General features: G+C 65.5%; 20 protein-coding genes. 6 read left to right on the forward strand and 14 right to left on the reverse strand.

The annotated features are described in order from the left end of the window. The 3 genes from H977_RS0129665 to H977_RS0129675 are packed head-to-tail and all read right to left on the reverse strand — an operon-like array spanning position 1 to position 2,181. Positions 1-456, reverse strand: a complete 456-nt coding sequence (locus H977_RS0129665; protein WP_029111257.1) for a DUF350 domain-containing protein — start codon at positions 454-456, stop codon at positions 1-3. 18 nt (positions 457-474) lie between these two features. Next, positions 475-1,638, reverse strand: coding sequence for a glutathionylspermidine synthase family protein (locus H977_RS0129670; RefSeq protein ID WP_029111258.1), 1,164 nt, complete (start codon positions 1,636-1,638; stop codon positions 475-477). Beyond that, positions 1,639-2,181, reverse strand: a complete 543-nt coding sequence (locus tag H977_RS0129675) for a hypothetical protein (protein WP_196808364.1) — start codon at positions 2,179-2,181, stop codon at positions 1,639-1,641. Between the two features lie 333 nt (positions 2,182-2,514). On the opposite strand from H977_RS0129675, the gene H977_RS0129680 reads away from it, so the two are divergent. From H977_RS0129680 to H977_RS0129690, 3 genes are all read left to right on the forward strand, one after another. Further along, positions 2,515-3,429, forward strand: a complete 915-nt coding sequence (locus tag H977_RS0129680) for an MBL fold metallo-hydrolase (protein WP_029111260.1) — start codon at positions 2,515-2,517, stop codon at positions 3,427-3,429. Positions 3,430-3,734: 305 nt separating this feature from the next. Continuing rightward, the gene (locus H977_RS0129685; RefSeq protein WP_029111261.1) at positions 3,735-4,334 is read left to right on the forward strand and encodes a sigma-70 family RNA polymerase sigma factor; all 600 of its coding nucleotides are present in this window, start codon (positions 3,735-3,737) and stop codon (positions 4,332-4,334) included. Positions 4,335-4,345: 11 nt separating this feature from the next. Beyond that, positions 4,346-5,068 carry an SDR family NAD(P)-dependent oxidoreductase gene (locus tag H977_RS0129690; protein ID WP_029111262.1) on the forward strand — a complete coding sequence of 241 codons (723 nt, stop codon included), beginning with the start codon at positions 4,346-4,348 and terminating at the stop codon, positions 5,066-5,068. Positions 5,069-5,105: 37 nt separating this feature from the next. On the opposite strand, the gene H977_RS0129695 is transcribed toward H977_RS0129690, so the two are convergent. The 9 genes from H977_RS0129695 to rpsB form a co-directional block, all read right to left on the reverse strand. After that, on the reverse strand, positions 5,106-7,082 hold the full coding sequence (locus H977_RS0129695) for a primary-amine oxidase (protein ID WP_029111263.1): 1,977 nt from the start codon (positions 7,080-7,082) through the stop codon (positions 5,106-5,108). Next, on the reverse strand, positions 7,079-8,623 hold the full coding sequence (locus H977_RS0129700) for an APC family permease (protein WP_029111264.1): 1,545 nt from the start codon (positions 8,621-8,623) through the stop codon (positions 7,079-7,081). The genes H977_RS0129695 and H977_RS0129700 overlap by 4 nt, the downstream gene beginning before the upstream one ends. Before the next feature lie 26 nt (positions 8,624-8,649). Further along, a complete protein-coding gene (locus tag H977_RS0129705; RefSeq protein WP_029111265.1) occupies positions 8,650-9,378 on the reverse strand; it encodes an ABC transporter ATP-binding protein in 729 nt (242 codons plus the stop codon). A 7-nt stretch (positions 9,379-9,385) separates the two neighbouring features. Continuing rightward, positions 9,386-9,895, reverse strand: a complete 510-nt coding sequence (locus H977_RS0129710) for an ABC transporter permease (RefSeq protein WP_051289289.1) — start codon at positions 9,893-9,895, stop codon at positions 9,386-9,388. Between the two features lie 86 nt (positions 9,896-9,981). After that, complete coding sequence (locus tag H977_RS0129715; RefSeq protein WP_502691239.1) at positions 9,982-11,157, reverse strand: ABC transporter permease; 1,176 nt, start codon at positions 11,155-11,157, stop codon at positions 9,982-9,984. Between the two features lie 163 nt (positions 11,158-11,320). Then, positions 11,321-12,802 carry an amidase gene (locus H977_RS34215; RefSeq protein ID WP_051289215.1) on the reverse strand — a complete coding sequence of 494 codons (1,482 nt, stop codon included), beginning with the start codon at positions 12,800-12,802 and terminating at the stop codon, positions 11,321-11,323. Between the two features lie 22 nt (positions 12,803-12,824). Further along, positions 12,825-13,679 carry an LLM class F420-dependent oxidoreductase gene (locus H977_RS0129725; protein WP_029111268.1) on the reverse strand — a complete coding sequence of 285 codons (855 nt, stop codon included), beginning with the start codon at positions 13,677-13,679 and terminating at the stop codon, positions 12,825-12,827. Positions 13,680-13,912: 233 nt separating this feature from the next. Beyond that, on the reverse strand, positions 13,913-14,740 hold the full coding sequence (gene tsf, locus H977_RS0129730) for a translation elongation factor Ts (protein WP_029111269.1): 828 nt from the start codon (positions 14,738-14,740) through the stop codon (positions 13,913-13,915). Between the two features lie 21 nt (positions 14,741-14,761). Then, on the reverse strand, positions 14,762-15,589 hold the full coding sequence (rpsB, locus tag H977_RS0129735) for a 30S ribosomal protein S2 (protein WP_029111270.1): 828 nt from the start codon (positions 15,587-15,589) through the stop codon (positions 14,762-14,764). Between the two features lie 324 nt (positions 15,590-15,913). Here rpsB and H977_RS0129740 point away from each other — a divergent pair, with 324 nt between their 5' ends. The 3 genes from H977_RS0129740 (at position 15,914) to H977_RS0129750 (ending at position 17,877) form a co-directional block, all read left to right on the forward strand. Next, positions 15,914-16,387 (forward strand): M23 family metallopeptidase, encoded by a 474-nt coding sequence (locus tag H977_RS0129740; protein ID WP_036477922.1) that lies wholly within the window; start codon positions 15,914-15,916, stop codon positions 16,385-16,387. A gap of 133 nt (positions 16,388-16,520) precedes the next feature. Continuing rightward, entirely contained in the window at positions 16,521-16,862 is a 342-nt protein-coding gene (locus H977_RS0129745) for a hypothetical protein (RefSeq protein WP_155946890.1), read from the forward strand. Positions 16,863-16,911: 49 nt separating this feature from the next. Next, on the forward strand, positions 16,912-17,877 hold the full coding sequence (locus tag H977_RS0129750; protein ID WP_029111273.1) for a TIGR03621 family F420-dependent LLM class oxidoreductase: 966 nt from the start codon (positions 16,912-16,914) through the stop codon (positions 17,875-17,877). Here H977_RS0129750 and H977_RS0129755 read toward each other — a convergent pair. Further along, positions 17,861-18,760 (reverse strand): alpha/beta fold hydrolase, encoded by a 900-nt coding sequence (locus H977_RS0129755; RefSeq protein WP_231396093.1) that lies wholly within the window; start codon positions 18,758-18,760, stop codon positions 17,861-17,863. The two genes, H977_RS0129750 and H977_RS0129755, sit on opposite strands and share 17 nt — an antisense overlap. 11 nt (positions 18,761-18,771) lie before the next feature. Next, positions 18,772-19,668 carry a tyrosine recombinase XerC gene (locus H977_RS0129760; RefSeq protein ID WP_029111275.1) on the reverse strand — a complete coding sequence of 299 codons (897 nt, stop codon included), beginning with the start codon at positions 19,666-19,668 and terminating at the stop codon, positions 18,772-18,774. Positions 19,669-19,723: the final 55 nt, after the last annotated feature.

Genomic DNA, 19,723 nt, shown 5'->3' on the forward strand with positions numbered 1-19,723 from the left:
CTAGAGGATCGCGGCGGCGACGATCAGCCCGAACGCCAGGTAGGAGGCTGTCACGACCAGGACCTGGGGAGTGAACCGCTCGGAAGCCAGCACCATGCCGATGTCGATACCTTTGATCGCGCCGATGAGCCGGACCGAGAATGCCTGGGCCGCAATTCCCAAGAGCCCGAACACCAAAGTCATGATGAGACCGTGGATGAGGTCGCCCGACGAGGAGTAGATGGCGAGAACGATGATGAACGCCATCGACACCACGCCGGAGGCCGTCACCGCGGCGGCATTGGGCCGGCCGGCTCGCACCAAGGTACGCAGTGGCCCTGGCGTGGTCCAGTCGATCACGTAGAAACCCAGGACCATCAGTGCCACACCGACAATCGTGTACAACACGATCGCCGAGACCCCGTGGCCGAGAACCGACCAGTAATCGGAGTCGAGCGCAACCAGAGTGGTTGTCATAGGGTTATTCCTTCCAGGTCACAGCGGGATGCGGTGCGGCACAAAGGCAGCGCCGTTGTCGGTGACGAGACCAGACGTCTCGCGGATGCCGAGGCCGGCGGATTCGTCGCCGACGATCCACGCACCCAAAGCGGGCCGCATGTCGTCGAATTGCGGTAGCGGATCGAGCAACTGGTACACGTAGCCCTCTTCGCCGTACACACCACCCGTCTCGGTCTCGAAGCCGGCGCCCACGATGGTGATGTTGGCGCCCTCGCGTCCCAGTTTGGGTTTGCGCACATAGTCGGTCAGCTCATGCGGATCGTCGACGTAGGCGGGCAACAGGTTCGGATGCCCGGGGTACATCTCCCACAGCACCGCCAGGATCGCCTTGTTGCTCAGCAGCGTCTTCCACAACGGTTCCACCCACATGGTGGCAGGCATCTGTTCGACGGCCCGGCGGCCGAAATCGTCGTCCAGCATCCACTCCCACGGGTAGAGCTTGAAGATCGACGACATGGGTGCTTCCTCCAGGTCGACGAACCTGTCGAGGTCTGCGTCGAAGCCGATGTCCTCGATGGCCAGACCCACCGTGCGCAGGCCCGCCTCGGCCGCACACTCCTGCAGATAGGCCACGGTCACGTGATCCTCGCCGCTGACCTCGGCACCCGACCAGGTGAAGTAGGTCTCCGGCCCAGGGAGGCGGTCCCGGATCTCAGTCCAGCGCTCAACCAGCTTCTCGTGCAACGAGTTCCACTGATCATCGGCCGGGTACACGTCGGTCTTCCAGTGCCATTGCAGGATCGCTGCTTCCAACAATGTGGTCGGGGTGTCGGCGTTGTACTCCAGCAGCACCGGGGGCCTGCGGCCGTCGTAGCGCAGGTCGAACCGGCCGTAGAGGTGCGGGTCACTGCGCCGCCAGGACTTCTCGATGTGTTCCCAGCTCCATTCGGGCAACCCGAAGTCGCGGTAGCGCTCGGTCAGTACGACGTGTTCGACCGCCTCCAGGCACATCGAGTGCAGCACTTCCACCGAGGCCTCGATCGACAGCACCTCGTCCATGTCGAAGACATAGTGAACCGATTCGTCCCAGTACGGGCGGTCGGCACCGGTCGCGTCGCGCGCCGGAGTTCCGAAGCACATGCCCTGGTCGGCGACGATCTGTTCCCAGCCGGCTCGCGGGGAACTGCGTTCACGGCGCATTCAGCTGCCCGAGCTTCCGCCGTAGCTGGATGACGAGCCGAATCCGCCCCGCGAGATGGAGGTGCCCGACTTCGTCTTGGCGGTGGCGCCCTTGGGCATCTCCAGCGTTCCGCCACGGGCGATGGTGCCTACTCCGCCGTTGTTGCCGCCGTAGTAGTACCGGTACGGCGAGCCGAGGTAGATGAAGGTGCCGCCGGAGCTGCTGTGGCCACTGGAGCAATATGAGTCGGGCACCACCTCGTTGGTGCCGTCCTTGACGCACGACGCCGCGACTTCCTCTTTGTGCAGCAGGTGGTAGCCCAACGCGACCACGCCCACCACACCGACCACGGCAGCCGAGCCCATCAGGATCTTGCCGTTCCTGGCTTTGCGCTCCTGGGCCTTCTGCTCCTGCACGGCCGCGAATCGCTCGGCGGCCTCACGGGCCTTCTGTGCCTTGTCTCGCTGGCGCGCCTCGGCCACGGTCGGAGGTCGCGGCGTGGCGGTGGCCGGATCCTGCCAGCGAATCGATCCTCGATCCTCCCCTGGCGGGTCATAGCTCATCGAGTGGTTCGGGTCATTCGGCCCAGACGTCATTCACACCCCCCGCAACAGTGATACCTGCCGGTCATCATAGGAGGACAACCCGCGTTCGGTTCCTCCACTTGCAGGAAAGCATAGGGCCCGATCATCGCACCGGCGGCCGCCAGTTACCCGGGACTGCGAAGCCCACTCGACATCCACTCCTCGCGGACCGGTTCTCGAAGCACTCATCGACGCGATTGCCAGGCGTGACCGGTGTCTGATCGCCTGGATAGTTCGCGCCACCGGAGGGCGTTCCACAGACAGAACACCCATTTCGAAGATTTCTTCGGTCACGCCATCAGGAGGAGAAACATGAGCTTGGACAACATTTCGCGGCTCGGCAGTTCGGGTCTCGACGAGTTGGTTCCGTCGCGCTACGCGCAGCAAGTCGGTGACATCGAAGTGCTGGTCATCAGCGACGGAGTGCTGCCGATCACCGCCTCGACCTTGGCAACCAAGACCGAGCCTGCCGAACTGGCGAGCTGGTTGGGTGACAATTTCCTGCCGCCGGAGGTCGTCGACTGGCCGCTGAACGTGGTCGTCGTGCGCAGCGGCGACCAGACCATCCTGGTCGACGCCGGTCTCGGGCTCGAGTTCCCGGATTTCCCCCGGGCCGGCCAGACGGTCCAGCGACTGGAGGCCGCCGGTGTCGATCTCGCATCCGTGACCGACGTGGTCCTCACCCACATGCACATGGACCACGTGGGTGGGCTGCTCACCGACGGGCTGAAGGCGCGCCTGCGTCCAGACCTGCGGGTTCACGCGGCCACCGCGGAGGCCGAGTTCTGGGAGGCACCCGATTTCTCCCGCACCGTCATGCCGCAGCCGATACCGGACGTGCTTCGGAGGGTCGCCACGCAATTCTTGGACGAATACCGGGGCCAACTGCAGACGTTCGAGACGGAGTACGAGGTCGCACCGGGGGTCCTCATCACTCGTACCGGTGGTCACACCCCGGGGCACAGCGTCGTCCGCCTGGAGTCCCGCGGCGAGAAGCTGACATTCGCCGGCGACGCCGTGTTCGCCCCCGGATTTGACAATCCCGAGTGGCAGAACGGATTCGAACACGACCCCGAGGAAGCGGCCCGCGTCCGCATCCGTCTGCTGCGGGAGCTGGCAGCGACGGGCGAGTCGCTGGTGGCAACTCACCTTCCGTTCCCGTCCGTCTGCCGAGTGGCAGTCACAGGCGACGTATTCCGGTGCGTGCCCGCAGTCTGGGATTACTGACCTCGTGTGAGGCGAAAGCCGAACGGGATGGTGCGCGTCATGCCGTTGTAGACGGCGGCGCGGGTTGAGGCGTCCGGGGTGGGTTCTCCGGCGTCAGGATGGAAACCGTCCTGACGCCGGAGTAACCCTCCTTTGCCCCGAGGTAAAACCGGCCTGCACCACGCCGGCGCGCACCGACACCGTCGGCCACTACTGACCACGGACTACGGACTTCCAGGGGTCCGCTCCGCTCGCACAACCAGCAGTCTTGATTCGACAGTCCGAGCGGGCTTTCACCCCACCATCGCAGCACCTGGAGGTCCAACATGAAGCTCGCCGGCGGGTCCGATCCCGACCCAGACCTCGCGGCACGATTCGCCCAAGAGGCGGTGCCGCTGTTCGACGCACTGGCGCGCGGCGCGCGGCGCCTGGCCCGCACCGAAGCCGACGCCGAAGACTTGCTGCAGGACACCCTGCTGCACGCCTACGCAGGATTTCGGACTTTCAAGGAGGGCACCAACCTCAAGGCCTGGATGTTCCGGATCCTCTACAACCGCTGGGTAAGTGCCCACCGCCGCGCTCAACGGCGGCCGGCGGAAGTCGCGGTCGACGAGATCACCGACCACGACCTTATCCAGGCGGCGGCGCATTCCGCGATCGGGTTGCAGTCGGCCGAGGCACAGGTCCTGAACAACCTGCCGCACAACGAACTTCGAGAGGCGCTTGCCGCGTTGCCCGAAGGGTTCACCACGGCGCTGTACTACGCCGAGGTCCAGGGATACACCTACGCAGAGACAGCGGCGATCATGAACGTCCCTGTCGGCACGGTGATGTCCCGGGTGTCGCGGAGTCGGCAGCGACTCCGGGCTTCCCTGGCTCCCCTCGCCCCCGATCGGTATTCCGACATCTCACAACACATCGCATGAAGGAGTGGACAGTGGAACTGTCAGACCAGACCGCATTGGTCACCGGCGGCACCGCAGGCATCGGCCTGGCGTCCGCCCGGCTGCTTGCCGGCGCGGGCGCATCAGTGATCATCACCGGCAGGGACCCAGGCCGCGGACAGGCCGCCGCTGCCGCTGTCGACGGCAACGTTCGCTTTGTGCGGGCCGACCTGTCCGACATGGATTCGGTGAAAACACTTATCCAGCAGGCCGGTAACGTCGACATCCTGGTCAACAACGCCGCCAGCTTCCCCGCAGCGCTGACCGTGGACCAGGAACTCGGCGCATTCGAGAAGACGTTCGACACCAATGTTCGCGGGGTCTACTTCCTTGCCGCCGGGCTGGTGCCGGGCATGTTGGAACGGGGACGCGGCAGCATCATCAACGTCACGACCATGGTCGCCTCCAAGGGAGTCCCGGGTGCATCCGCCTACAGTGCCTCGAAGGCGGCCGTGGAATCGCTCACCCGCACCTGGGCTGCCGAGTTCGGAGCGGGTGGCGTCCGGGTCAACAGCGTCGCGCCGGGCCCCACCAGAACCGAGGGCGTCGCGGCGGAGTGGGGCGAGACCAACGAAGAGCTCGGCCGCTCACTGCCGTTGGGACGCACCGCCGATCCTGAGGAAATCGCCCACGCAGTGCTGTTCCTCGCCTCACCACGCTCGAGTTTCATCACCGGTTCGACGCTGCACGCCGATGGCGGCGGCAGCGCAATCTGAGATCGAACGCGCGTGAGCCCTATCGGTTGACGCCATCTCAGTGGTGATGGCAGGCCGCCGGCGGTGAGGGGGGAACGTCCAGTGCCGGGTTGCCATCGAAGAATCCCACCGGTTTGAGCTTGAAGCCGGTGTAGTGGCACGGCATCACCGGCCAGTCCTCCGGGCACACCACGTGGTGGGCACCCACGGTGTACCAGAGCACGACGTCGGTGTCCGCGAGCGGCGCGTCGTCGGCCACATACTGCGGTAGCCCCTGGGCCTCGGCGCTCTGATACATGTAGTCCCCCGCGGCGTAGAGTTCCCTCGCGTCATAACGGGTGACCCACAAATTGTGCTGGACAAATCTGGCCCGGTCATAGATCACCGAGCCTTCCTGCACCATCACCGGGACGATGTCCTTGGGCATCAGCTTGTAGCCGACCGGTGCGCCGAATTCGTTGAGCTTGGACGGGTTGACCACTTTCCAGTACCGACCGGTCGAATGCTCCCAGTCGCGGGCGCCCTCGGACTCCGAGGCCACCAGGGTGTCCCGGGTTATCCAGGCGTTGTGGTGCGGGTTCAGTTCCGGGTTTGGCTCGGGGATCGAATCCACCTCGTACACACTGTTTCCCGGACCGTCGATGCTCATATCCATGCGGAAGTTGAAGAAGTGCTGGTGGTTGGGTCCGTACATCCCGGGTGCCACCATCTTGCCCCAGCGCGGGGTCTCGCCGTCGGGAATCGCGCCGGTGGTCAGCACGCCGGTGAGTTTGACCTCCATCTCGATGGACGCATCGTTGTAGAAGTACCAGAAGAAGCCGTACTCATAGTTGCCCACCGTGCAGATCATCGAGATCACCAACCGCCGGGACCGCCGCACCTCAACCTCGCCGGTGCGGAAATCGGTGTGCTTCCAGGAGATCCCGTAGTCCTCCTCGTGCATACAGATCGCGTTGGGGATGGTGACGGCGTTGCCGCTGGAGTCGTTGACCGTACCGTCGAAGTAGAAGATCTCACCGAGACAGTCACAACCCAGGGTCAACGGATTGGCTGAGAAGCCCATCCCCACCTCACCCATGTCGAAGACGTTCTTGTTCCAGTGTGTCGGCGACGAATCGCCGTATGGCACCACCATTTCCGACAGTGCGGCGCGATACATGATGGGCCGGACCTCGCCACGGTCGGTGTAGGTCACCTCATGCAGCACCAGGCCCTCACGGGGGTTGAACCCGACCCGCAATGACCATTTCTGCCAGGTGACGTTCCATCCGTCGACGGTGAAGCTGGGCCCGTGGGGTTGGGCGATGTCGATTGTCTTGACGTCGTCACGAAACTGCGTGAATGCAGGCCGGTTGTCGGGCGTGAACATGAACTGCCCGGAGTAGTTGCCGCTCTTGGACGGTAGTGGGACCGCACCGTGGTCCTCGATGTCGACGATCTCCATATTGTCGAGGTCGAACGTGACGATCAGGCCTTCGACGGGCCGCGCGTAGCCGTTCTCCGACGGTGCCGCGCGCATGAAGGTCAGCGGCCGACAGATCAGCGGCGAGTTCTCGTAGTGGTCCTGTGCGCCGTAATAGCCGGCAGGCCACGGGTCGATCATCGCCAGGCTGAAATCGGTGACACCCCGTTTGCGCATGGCCTCCTGCCATCGCGGGTCCTCCCGCACCTTCTCCTCCACCCCCGTCATGTGTTCGACGAGATAGGACGGGAACCGGCCGGGAATCGGGGTCCACGAATCGATCACCCGCGCATCGAGGTCGACGACGGCCTCGTAGATCAGCTTGGCGGCACCGTCATACATCGTCACGAACGCCTGACGCGGGACCTCGGTCACCGCTGTGAAGGACAGCGCGGCAGTCTTGGCCGGCTCGGCCAGCTGGATCATGACGAACTTCAAGGTCGGTGTGGCGTAGTCCGATTCGGTGATGACGGCCGCGGCCGCCTCGATCTCGGCGCCGGTCAGCGGATCGAGCGGATAGCGGCCGGCGGCGTCGGTCGATTCGGTCGGCACCAGGGTGCTGTCCATGGTCATTTGGGTGTGTCCTCCGCTTCAGTCTTGTCGAGGTCGAATACGGCGAGATGGGCCAGGGCATCTTCCTGCGATACCTTGTGTGCCGAGCGGCGGCCGAAGACGTACACCACCAGACCGAGGGCGAACATGCCCAGGCTGATGCTGCCCACCCAGGTCATCCAGTTGGCGGTGGAGACTCCCTTGATCCACGGCGTCACGAACGAGTAGTAGACGCCACCGATGGTGGCCAGCGTGCCCACCACGACGGTGATCCATACCCCGACCATTCCGCCGGGGATACGCCAGAACTGTTCGGTCTCATAGCGATCGGCGTACTTCTTGCGCGCCACCAGCACCGGGATCAAGAAGAAGAACCCGGACAACAGCCACACCGTGGACAGGCCGCCCTGCAGGTAGATGGTGACGTTGGCCATGCTGGACTGCGAGTAGAGCCCGACCAGTATCAGCGACGAGATGACGCCCTGGATCAGAATCGCGGTCACCGGATTGCGGGTGCGCGGATTGAGGTGGGTGAAGATGCGCGGCAGGTGACGTTCCAGCCCGGAGACAAAGATCAACCGCGAGTACGCGACCTGGTAGGTCATCAGCGCCACGATGATGATGAAGGCCAACACGACGGCGCAGATCTCCATCAGACCCGGGAAGCCGGCGACATCCAGCATGCCGATGACACCGGTCACCGGATTGATCTGGTCGCCGGGAAGAGCCATCATCGTGCCGAGCGTGGTCATCAGGTAGATCGCCACCAGCGCGGCCGAACCCCACAAGATCATCTTCGGCCCGCTCTTGCGCACCGACAGGAACTCCGCGCCCATGTTGTACGGGGTCTCGACACCGAGCAGATACAGCAGCACCGTGCCGTACAGGAAGCCCGCGACTGCGAAGTTCGGAATCGTCGCGTCGGACCAGCTGAACGGGGTGGCCGAGCCGTTCTTGGTGGCGAAGAGCACGCCGCAGATGAAGATCGTGAGCGTCAAGATCGCGTAGACCACGAAGACGACGTTCATGATCCGTTGATTGGCGGCGAGTTTCGCCAGCGCCAGCCCGATGACCGTCCACAGAATCACCAATTGCAGGATGATGCTGGTGGTCAGGCCGAGTTCGGTGTGGAAAGCCAGTAGCAGAAATTGCAACACCACCGCGGGCGATGATGCGGCGTTGAGGATCACCGGCACCCACGACAGGTACCCGCCGATGAATCCCCAGGTCTCCCCCATCGTGCGGGTGGCCCAGATGTAGACCCCGCCCTGCCCCGGCCAGAGGTTGCCCAGCTCCACCACGGCCATTCCGGCAGGGATCAGGAACGTCAGGATGCCCAGCACCCACATCGGGATCGCAGTCCATCCTCCTGCGGCCATCACCGAGGAGCCGGTCACCCAGCAGATGATGAACACGTAGGCCGCAGTGAGGCCGAACGTGCTCATCACCTTGGGCAGGATCTGTTCAGGGACCAGCTCGGTCGTCATCAGCTTGTCACGCTCTGACGGCGCCGCGGCCTCGGTTGGATTGCTCCTCGCGTGCGCGGTCAGTTCTTGTGTCATGTGTGTCGTCTCCCAATACCGTTGATTCAGCTGACGATTTGTCCGTCTCGCATCCGGACGACACGGCTCGCTTCATCGGCCACCGTGGGATCGTGGGTGCTTGCGACGACCGTGACGCCCAATGTCGAGCACAGGTCGCGCAGCATGCGCACCACCGTCTCCCCCGTGCGGTGGTCGAGGTTGGCTGTCGGCTCGTCGGCCAGTACCAGCGTCGGGTTACTGATCAGCGACCGGGCTATCGCGGTGCGCTGCTGTTCACCACCAGACATCTTGGTGGGCTGATGGTGGATGCGATGCCCCAGCCCCACCAGCTCCAGCAGTTCGGTTGCACGCTTGCGCAACGACTTCCGGTCATAGGGTTCGAACATCAGGGGAAGTTCGACGTTCTCGACCGCCGACAGGAACGGGATCAGGTTGTAACTCTGAAAGATGAACCCGATGGTGTCGTGACGCAATGCCGCGAACTGGCTCTCGGTCAGTTGCGCGGTGTCCTGACCGCTGATCGAGACAGTGCCCTTCGTCGGACGATCCAGCCCGCCGATGATATTGAGCAGGGTGGATTTTCCGCTGCCGCTCGGTCCCATCAGGCAGACGAACTCCCCCGGCATCACCTGGAGTTCAGCGGCGACGAGGGCCTTGACCACCTCGTCGCCGAGCTTGTGCAGTTTCCATACATTGCTGACCTCGATGACAGGCTTGGTGACGGGCCCGGTGTCAGGTGCAGCGGTGGTTACGGCATCGTCGAGTGCGGTCATGATCGGGTTAACCTCCCGCGGTAAGGGATCGAATGGGCGGACGTGATGCGGCGTTGAAGGTCGGCACGAAACTCGTTGCGACCGCGGCAGCGACGCTGACCCCGAGGGCGATCGCCGCGCCGACTGCCAACCCGGCGTAGGACACCCCGGTCGGCGCCAGACCCACCAGCTCCACCACGATGCCGGTGACACCTGCGGAGACCGCACCCAGCAGCGCGCCCAGGACCGCCGCCACCACCGGTTCGACGAGAAGAGCGGCGATCACGGGGGCGCGGGGTATGCCGTTGGCTCCGAGCACCCCGAGCTCACGGGTCCGGTGCGCCACGGTTCGGGTGGTGGCCACCGCAACTTCGACCACCCCGACGAGCAGCACGGTGACCGCGATCAGGATCACCGCCCGGTCGATCTCCTCGGCGTGTCCGAGTGTCGCTGACTGCGCGCGAATTCCGGCCGACATCCCGAACACCAGCACCACCAAGAAGGAGCCGGTGGCGGTGGTCACCACGGGCAGGACCATTTCGCGGATACGCCGAAGTGCCGCCAACCAGCCGTAGGCCAGACCCTTTGCGATCCCCTGCCGTCTGTTCCTCACGCGAGCGTTCGTCACCTTGCCCCCAGAAGATCGACCGGACGTTGCTGCAGAAGCCGGTGCACAGGCACCAGGGCGCCGACGATGGCCATGGCAGGCAGGAACGCGGCCACCATGCCGGCCGCCTGTGCCCACGCGGTCGGTGTGGCGATTTCTGGGATAACCAGTGCCACAGCGACTCCCGCGCCGAGCACACCGGCAACATAGGCCACCACGAAGACGATCGCCGATTCGACCAGGAAGAAATAGAGCACTTCGTCGGCCAGTCCGATACTGCTCATGATGCCGAATTCGCGCTTGCGTTCGGCGACCGCGGCGAGAAACGAAGAGACCGCGATGACGAAGCCCAGAGCCAGCCCGATGGTCGAGATCAGGCCGAGGGTCGAGCCGGTCACCTGCCCCGAGAACAACGCCGAGAACTTCTGTTCGAAGCTCAGTGGACCCGATCCGCCGACCGTGTCGTAGATCAGGCCGCTCCCACCGGGTTCCGGCCGCACCGACGGATCCGCCGTGGACGGCAATCCGACGGCGGCGCCGAAGGTTTCGGCCAGGTCCCGGCGATGTTCGTCGCCCGGCGGCGCGTTGATCGTCCACCAGCCGTTGTCGCCGACCAGCAGCCGCGCCAACGCGGGTGCCACGATCATCGACTCCCCCGGGCCTGAGACCTTCGCGGTCAGCGGCAGTGCGCCCACATCGATCACGTCTCCCGACGCGACACCCAAACGATCAGCCAAACCGGAGCCCAAAACCGCTTGTCCAGAAGATATTTCGTCACCGCTGCGCAGCGACACCGCAGCACCGTCGATCATCGTCACCCCGGAGATCGTCATTCGGCCATGCCAGCCGTCGGGCAGGTCGAGCGCCGGCGGCGGCCCATCGGCCACCAGGGCGCGGACCTCGTTGTCGTAGTGCACACCGGCGGCCGGCACCACCCACAGCTGGGCGCCACCGAGCACGTCGGTGACCGAATCAGCTCCCGTGATCGCAAAACTCGATGAGATGGTGCGCACCACGGTGACGCAGGCGATCGCCAGTGCGATCCCGAGCACCGACAGCACGAACCGTTCGGGCCGGCGACGAATGTTCGCCAGTGCGAATCGAATCAGGCACCCGAAGGTACCCCCGGTCCGCCCCACAGTCGTCGCGATCTCCGGCGATCGACGGGCTGTGGATGCTTGAGACGACGGTATCGAAGCTACGGTCTCCACAGTGGGGAATGCTGCGAGCCGCGTGTTTCACCTGGAGCAGATCGCGGTGTCACGCGAGTTAACACCCACTGATCGGCGTTACGTCATGATGTCGCCGACACAACGGATTTCGTCGTCAACCTACGGCGTCGAGCTCAAAACGAGCCTATTTCACTGCTTTTCGCACCCGTTTAAGTGGGGCCTCGACCGCATCCTGAATCCGCGCCCAGGGCCGGGCCTCCTCGAGCTCGTAGGCCAGCTCCAACAGCAGGGCTTCGCGGCCGCGAGTGGCCGACAGCATCATGCCCGCCGGAAGACCGGCTGCGGTCTGGGTCAGCGGCAGCGAGATCGCCGGGTCTCCGGTCGCGTTCTGCAGCGGCGTGAACGCCACCCAGCCGAGCAACCGGTCGATGATCTGCTCGTAATCCGCCGTCGGATCGAGGCGCCCGATCTCCAGGGTTGGCTCAGCCAGGGTCGGCATGAGCACCGCGTCGTAGCTGGCGGACAGCCGCTCGGTGATCCGCCGTGACCGTGCCAGCCGGGCTATCGCCGCCGGCACACGATACAGATTGCGCGATGCGTGCCGTTCCAGTCCCAGCGTGAGGTGGTCCAGCTTGTCTCGGTCGAAACTCGGGCCGAACGACCGCTTCCCGCCGCGCACCAACGCATACGCCAGAAACGCCCAGTACAACAAGAAGTCGTCCTTGAAACGCGCTTGGACCGGGTTGCCGATCACCGTGATCCGATGCCCGAGTTCCTCGAGGAGCGCCGCGGTCTTGTGGGTCAGCTCGGTCATCTCCGGGCCGGCATCATGCACGACGGACTGCGTGCACACCGCGATGCGCAGGCGCTGCTTGCCAGGACGGCTGACGTCGCCGATCGGCGGCAACTTGGGATTGCGGTACACGCGTTCCATCTCCCGGAACAGCGCCGCCGTGTCACGCACCGACCGGGTCAGCACGCCATCGGACACGATCCGCAGCGGCATCTGGCGCAGATCCTTGTCCTGCGGCAGGCGGCCCCGAGTCGGCTTGAGCCCGACCAGCCCGTTACACGCCGCGGGAATCCGGATCGAGCCGCCGCCGTCGTTGGCGTGGGCGATGGGAACCGCTCCCGCCGCGACGAACGCGCCGGAACCCGACGAGGAGGCGCCCGCGGTGTAGGCAGGATTCCACGGATTGCGGACCGGCCCGAGTCGCGGATGCTCGCACGACGCGCTGAAGCCGAACTCCGAGAGCCGGGTCTTGCCCAGCGGCACCAGGCCCGTGGCGAGGAAGGCACGGGCGAAGTCGCCGTTGGCCGTCTCGGGCCGGGGTTCCCACGCGTCGGTACCGCGCATGGTCGGCATGCCCTCGACCGCGGCGTTGTCCTTGACGAAGGTGGGTATGCCGTCGAAGTACCCGCCGTAAGGGCTGGGTGCGGCGCCGCGGGCGTGGGCCCGGTCGTAGGCTTCGAACGCCAGACCGTTGAGAGTCGGATTGACCGCCTCGACCCGGGCGATGGCGGCTTCGATCAGGTCGGCTGCCGATACCCGACCCGACCGCAGTTCCTCTACCAGGCCGACGGCATCGTGCTCACCGAGCGCGTCGTCGCCGAAGGCGTTACAACGGGTCGCTGCTTTTCGCGCCGCGCGCGGACCGCTAGTCACGCTGCGACGCTAGCAGCCGACGTCACTGCGTCCGAGCCACGCTCTGCAGCGCGGCCAGATGCTCGTCGACTGTCCGCAGTCCAGCCCCCATCGTGTTCACGGCGACGTGGGTGGCCCCGGCGTCGGCCCATGCCGCGATGTCGGCCACGGTCTGCTCCGGATCACCGGACCAGGACACGCGCCCCTCCATCCCGATGGTCGCCGGATCGCGCTCGGCGGCGACAGCAGCACGTTCCACCCTGGCCCTGGCGTCCTCGAGCTCGGGGCCGGGGCCAACCATGGGAAACCAGCCGTCCCCCAGACGTCCGGCACGCTCGAACGCCCGGGCTGAGGCGGCTCCGAACCACACCGGGATCGGACGCTGCACGGGCAACGGTGCCAGTCCGGCACCGGTCACCCGGTGGTAACGGCCCTCGAAGGTGACCGACGATTCGGTCCACAGCCTGCGCATCAGCTCGACCTGCTCCTCGGAGCGCTTGCCACGGTTCCCGAAATCCTGGCCCAGTGCCTCGTACTCGACCGCGTTCCAGCCGAGCCCGACGCCGAGCCGCAGCCGCCCGCCGGTGAGCAGGTCCACCTCGGCCGCCTGTTTGGCCACCAGTACGGCCTGGCGCTGCGGCAGGATCACCACCCCGGTCACCAGCTCCAACGACGTGACGGCGGCCAGGTAACCGAACATCACCATGGGCTCGTGGAATGTGGTGTACAGATCGTAGGGACCCGCCCAGTCGCGGTGAACGGCCGGATCGGCGCCGACGACGTGGTCGTAGGCCACGATATGCGTGAAGCCCAATTCCTCCACACGCTGGCCGTATGCGCGCACGGCTCCCGGATCTCCGCCGAGTTCCGTCTGCGGAAAAACCACACCTATGCGCATGTCACCTCCAACACCATTGGTACCTGCCACACTCCCACATCGGCAAAGCTCCCCGCCCCAGCGTGGGCAACTACCCGGCACCGACCACATCACGAATGAACAAAACCCCGCACTTTCCGGGATCGCCGGAATGAGTGCGGGGTTTTGCGGCGGGCGGCTGACGGCCGAGCCGTCAATCGGTGTGCGGCCTAGCCGTCAATCGGGTGTGAATATGCCGCCCGGGTCTTCTGGTGTCAGGCCTGGCCGACCTCGAACCGCACGAAGCGGGTCACGGTGACTCCGGCCTCGTCCAGCAGAGCCTTGACGGTCTTCTTGTTGTCGGACACCGACGGCTGGTCGAGCAGCACGACGTCCTTGTAGTAGCCCGTGACGCGACCTTCGACGATCTTGGGCAGCGCCTGCTCAGGCTTGCCCTCTGACTTCGCGGTCTCCTCGGCGATCCGGCGCTCGTTGGCGACGATGTCCTCGGGCACGTCCTCACGGGTGAGGTACTTGGCCTTGAGCGCGGCGATCTGGAGGGCGACCGCGTGCGCGGCCTCCTTGCCCTTCGCCGCGTCGCCGGCCTGGTACTCGACCAGCACACCGACGGCCGGCGGCAGGTCCGCGGCACGCTTGTGCAGGTAGGTCTCGACCGTGCCGTCGAAGTAGGCGGCACGACGCAGCTCGAGCTTCTCGCCGATCTTTGCGCTCAGGTCGGCGATGGCCTGATCGACCGTGGTGTCTCCCACCTTGGCAGCCTTGAGTGCATCCACGTCGCCGGCATTCGCAGCGGCGGCAGCCGCGACGACCTGGTCGGCCAGCTCCTGGAATTCGGCGTTCTTGGCGACGAAGTCCGTCTCGGAGTTCAGCTCGATCAGTGCGCCGTCCTTGGCCGCGACCAGACCCTCGGCGGTGGCGCGCTCAGCGCGCTTGCCGACGTCCTTGGCGCCCTTGATACGGAGCAGCTCGACAGCCTTGTCGAAGTCGCCGCCGGCCTCGACCAGAGCATTCTTCGAGGCGAGCATGCCGGCGCCGGTCAGCTCCCGCAGTCGCTTGACGTCGGCAGCGGTGTAGTTAGCCATTTAAGACTTCTCCTGGAATTACTAAGCGTCAGTGGATGTTTCGGGTGCAGCAGCGGCCTCACCCTCGGCGGCACCTGCCGTCGCACCGGCCAGCAGCTCCTGCTCCCACTCGGCGAGCGGCTCGACACCCTCGGTGGCCTGCTTCTCACCGGCGCCCTGGCCGGCGCGGGCCTGCAGGCCCTCGGCGACCGCGGAGGCCACGACCTTGGTCAGCAGTGCAGCGGAACGAATGGCGTCATCGTTGCCCGGGATCGGGTAGTTGACCTGATCGGGGTCGCAGTTGGTGTCCAGGATCGCGATGACCGGGATGCCGAGCTTGATGGCCTCGTTGACCGCCAGGTGCTCCTTGTTGGTGTCGACGACCCAGATGGCCGAGGGCACCTTCTGCATGTCACGGATACCGCCGAGGCTGCGCTCAAGCTTGTTCTTCTCACGCGTGAGCATGAGGATTTCCTTCTTGGTGCGACCCTCGAAGCCACCGGTCTGCTCCATGGCCTCGAGCTCCTTCATACGCTGAAGGCGCTTGTGCACGGTGGAGAAGTTGGTGAGCATGCCGCCCAGCCAGCGCTGGTTCACGTAGGGCATGCCGACGCGGGTGGCCTCTGCGGCGATGGACTCCTGCGCCTGCTTCTTGGTGCCGACGAACAGGACGGTGCCGCCGTGGGCCACCGTCTCCTTGACGAACTCGTAGGCCTTGTCGATGTAGGTCAGCGTCTGCTGCAGATCGATGATGTAGATGCCGTTGCGGTCGGTGAAGATGAACCGCTTCATCTTGGGATTCCAGCGTCGGGTCTGATGCCCGAAGTGGGCGCCGCTGTCAAGCAGCTGCTTCATGGTTACAACAGCCATGAGTAGATGGTTCCTTTATCTGTCGGTTGTCGCCCGGCGTCGGGTGATGCCAAGCCCTGGTGCCCGCTGGCTGCCGAACCTGATCTGGAAATCCCAGTTCAGGACCGTCGGCATCCAGGTACGACCCCGTTGAGGCAGCCGAATGCGCAGACACGCGAAGTCAGCCCGCTAGCGAGCTGCGGGTAGAAGTTTACACGCTGAACAGGGGTGCTTTTACCAGGTGGCGAAGCCGCACGGATTTATCCACAGCCCTGGATGTTGGGGCTTCCGCACAACCCGGCGTGGCGCTGAACTGAGGGCGTGAGGTTTGCCGTCGCCGTGCTGATGCTGGGTGCGGCATCGCTCTGGCCGGCACACGCCCACGCCACGGGCTCGCGACTACATTGGCCGCTGACCCCTCCACCCGCCGTGACCAGGTATTTCGATGCTCCCTCCCCCAACTGGAAACGCGGCCATCGGGGTGTCGACCTGGCGGGCGCACCGCAGCAACCCGTGTATGCGGCCGGGCCCGGCACGGTGGTGTTCGCCGGCGTGCTGGCAGCACGTCCGGTGGTCTCCATCGCGCATCCGGGCGGCCTGCGGACCAGCTATGAGCCGGTGCAGGCCGCGGTACGCCCCGGTCAGACGGTGACGGCCGGGCAGCTGCTCGGCACTCTGCTGGCAGGTCACCCCGGTTGTCCGGCGCGGGCCTGCCTGCACTGGGGAGCGATGTGGGGCGCGGCCGCCCGGGCCGATTACGTCGATCCGCTGGGGCTCCTGGCCGAAACCCCGATCCGGCTCAAGCCGCTGGGCGGTTGAAGGACACATAGCACCTGCAATCTCCGGCGGCAGCCGGCCATTCTGGCAGCGCGCTATCTGGAATTTGGTGCTGATGCGGCGCTGATGGTGCCGCTAGTTTCATTCCTGGCCTCGGACACGAAAGGTGCCCAATGTGAGCAAGGCGCGATGGATCTTCCTGTCGATATTCACAGTCGTGTGCTTCGGCGTCGGTCTGGCATTGGCCATCCCCGGTTTTGAACTGGCCTTCGGCACTGATGTCACCTGCGGTAATTGGGTGATGCACCAGGGGGATCAGTGCCGCAATCTCATTCGGCACTCATCGTGGCTCTATGACTACGAAGAGCAACGATCGCGAAATCGGGATGAGGGCTTCCATCTGCTGAGCTTCGGCGGCATCCTCTTGTTCGCCGGTGTGCTGTTGGTATTCGGGTTGGTTGTTTCGCACCTGCACTTCAAGCGCGAAGCCGCGGGCAGCACAACGACCACCGACTAGCAGTCCGCACACCCTCACACCGCAGTCAGAGCGGCCTACTGTCGAAAACATGACCGTGGCGTCACAAGCCCACCGCAACCGCCCCATGCGATTCGGCCTGCACACCGCGCTGCCCCGAGGCGGGGACTTCGCCGAATTCGCCGTCACTGTCGAACAATCCGGATTCGACGTCCTGACCATCCCCGACCACCTGATGGCGTCGCTGTCACCGTTCACCGGCGCGGCCACCGCGTGCGCGGTGACGAGTCGACTTCACACCGGAACTCTGGTGCTCAACAACGACCTACGTCACCCGGTCGACGTCGCGCGCGAAGTGGCGACAGCAGCGGCGTTGTCGGGAGGTCGCTTCGAGCTGGGTCTTGGCGCGGGCCACATGAAGTCCGAGTACGACGCCGCCGGTCTCAGGTTCGATTCCGCCGGCACGCGCGTGGACCGCCTGGTCGAGTCGGTCGAGGTGATCCGCGCACTACTGGCGGGTGAGGCGATCAACGTCGACGGCGCGCACTACTGTGTGCGCGCCGCTGGCGGTGAGCTGGTCGCGGCTCCGGACGTGGCCGTTCCACTGCTGGTCGGGGGCAACGGCACCCGGGTGTTGCGGCTGGCCGGGCGGGTGGCCGATATCGCCGGACTGGCGGGTTTCAGTCACAACCACGACGCCACCGAAGTCCGGTTGACCCACTTCGACGCGGCGGGCCTACAGGACCGCATCTCGGTGTTGCGCGATGCGGCAGGCGATCGCTTCGAGGACATCGAACTGAACGCGCTCATCCAGTTCGTGGTGCACACCGACAACCCTGCGGAGGCTGCCGCCGAAATCGCCGCGCCGCTCGGCGCAGATCCCGAGCTGCTGCTGGACTCCCCCTTCGTGCTGCTGGGCACCCATCAGCAGATGGCCGAGGCATTGGCCGACCGTCAAAACCGATTCGGCATCAGCTACTGGACGGTGTTCGACGAATGGCCCGGCCGCGAATCAGCCCTGCCGCACATCGCCGAGGTGCTCAAGCTTCTGCGTTGATGCGCTCAAGGAATCCGATGAGGGCGTCGAGCACGAGATCCGGCTGGTCGCGCTGAACCCAATGTCCGGCGCCACCAATGATTTTCAGGTGCGCGTCCGGCATGAAACGAACAGCGGCGCGGACCCGAGCCAGGGGCACGCCGGAGTCACGGTCGCCGTGGATCACGAGTACCGGGCATCTCACCTCGCCCAGCCGCGGTGTGTATTCGGTGCGAAGCGAGTTCCACCGCACCTGATCGCGTTGCCATTGTTCGAATGCGTCGAATCCGTCGGGTTGCCCTGCCGCAGCCATGATCTCGTCCATCAACGCGTCGGACAACTGACCTGGGTTTCTGATCAAGGCGTGCATGCTGCGGGTCATCGCAGACCGGCTGGTGCCGGCCCAACGGGTCACCGCACCGAGCACACCCGTCCGCACCATCGCCCAGGTGATGAGTTGACGCACGCCCGACAGCGGCCCGTCGGACAACCGGGGCATGACGCCGTAGGTGCCCAGCAGGACAGCTCCCGTCACGCGGTCCGGGCGGTCCAGCAGGTGGCCGATGGTCATGCCGCCGCCCAGCGACAAACCGCCGATCGCATAGCGGTCCAACTCCATCGCGTCGATGAACTGCCCCACGTAGGCGACAAGGCGTTCCTGCGTCATCGGCAGCCGCGCCGGCGGACTGTGACCGTAGCCCGGATGGTCCGGGGCGATCACGCGGTAACCCGCTTCAGCCAGTCGAGGACCGATACCACCCCATGACAGCGATGCGTTGTCCACACCGCCGCCGTGCAGCAACACGACCGCGGCCGCCTGCCGCTCGGGAACCCAGGTGAGGTAGGACACCGGCCCCGACGACAACTCGACGGTTCTTCGGGTCGGCTCGAGAATGTCGCGCACTGTCCCCCTGTTCAGGCCCGCGGGTGGGCTTGGTCGTGCACAGCGCGCAGACGTTCGACGGTGACATGGGTATAGAGCTGCGTGGTGGCCAATGAGGTGTGACCCAGCAGTTCCTGCACGATGCGCAGATCGGCGCCCCCTTCGAGCAGGTGGGTGGCCGCGCTGTGGCGCAGTCCGTGCGGGCCGATGTCGGGTGCGCCGTCCACGGCCGAGATGGTCTGGTGCACCACGGTGCGGGCCTGGCGCGGGTCGAGCCGTTTGCCGCGCGCCCCGAGCAGTAACGCGGGACCGGAATCGTCAGTGGCCAATGAGGGCCGGCCCTCGGCGAGCCAGGCCGTCAAGGCGATGCGCGCCGGTTCGCCGAACGGGACCGTGCGCTGCTTGTTGCCCTTGCCCAGCACCTGCAGCACCCGGCGTGAGGTGTCGACGTCGTCGATGTCGAGCCCACACAACTCGCTGACGCGAATACCCGTGGCGTAGAGCATCTCCACGATCAGCCGATCCCGCAGTGCCATTGGGTCGCCTTCGCGCGCAGCGGAATTGATGGCCTCCATGGCGTCGATCGCCTGATCGCGGCGCAGCACCGAAGGTAGGGTGCGGTGGGCCTTGGGTACCTGCAACCGGGCCGCGGCGTCTTCCGCGAGAAGGCCCCGCCGGGCCGCCCATGTGCAGAAGGTCTTGACCGTCGAGGTGCGCCGAGCCAGGGTGGTTCTCGCGGTTCCGGCCGCGGCCTGGTTAGCCAGCCAGGAACGCAGCGTCGGCAGCGCCAAGGTCTCCAGACCACCGCCGGTGTAGTCGAACAGTGCTCTCAGGTCTCCCCGGTAGGCCCGTCGGGTGTGCTCGGACCGCCCGCACTGCAACGCCAGGTATTCATCGAACTCGGCGAGCACATCCTGGACTGCGGGCACCGTGCCACGGTGGCAGAAGTACGCCCGCGCTGCATCCGACGCGCCGGGCCGCTAC

Source organism: Mycobacterium sp. URHD0025, assembly GCF_000426065.1.
Lineage (GTDB): Bacteria > Actinomycetota > Actinomycetes > Mycobacteriales > Mycobacteriaceae > Mycobacterium.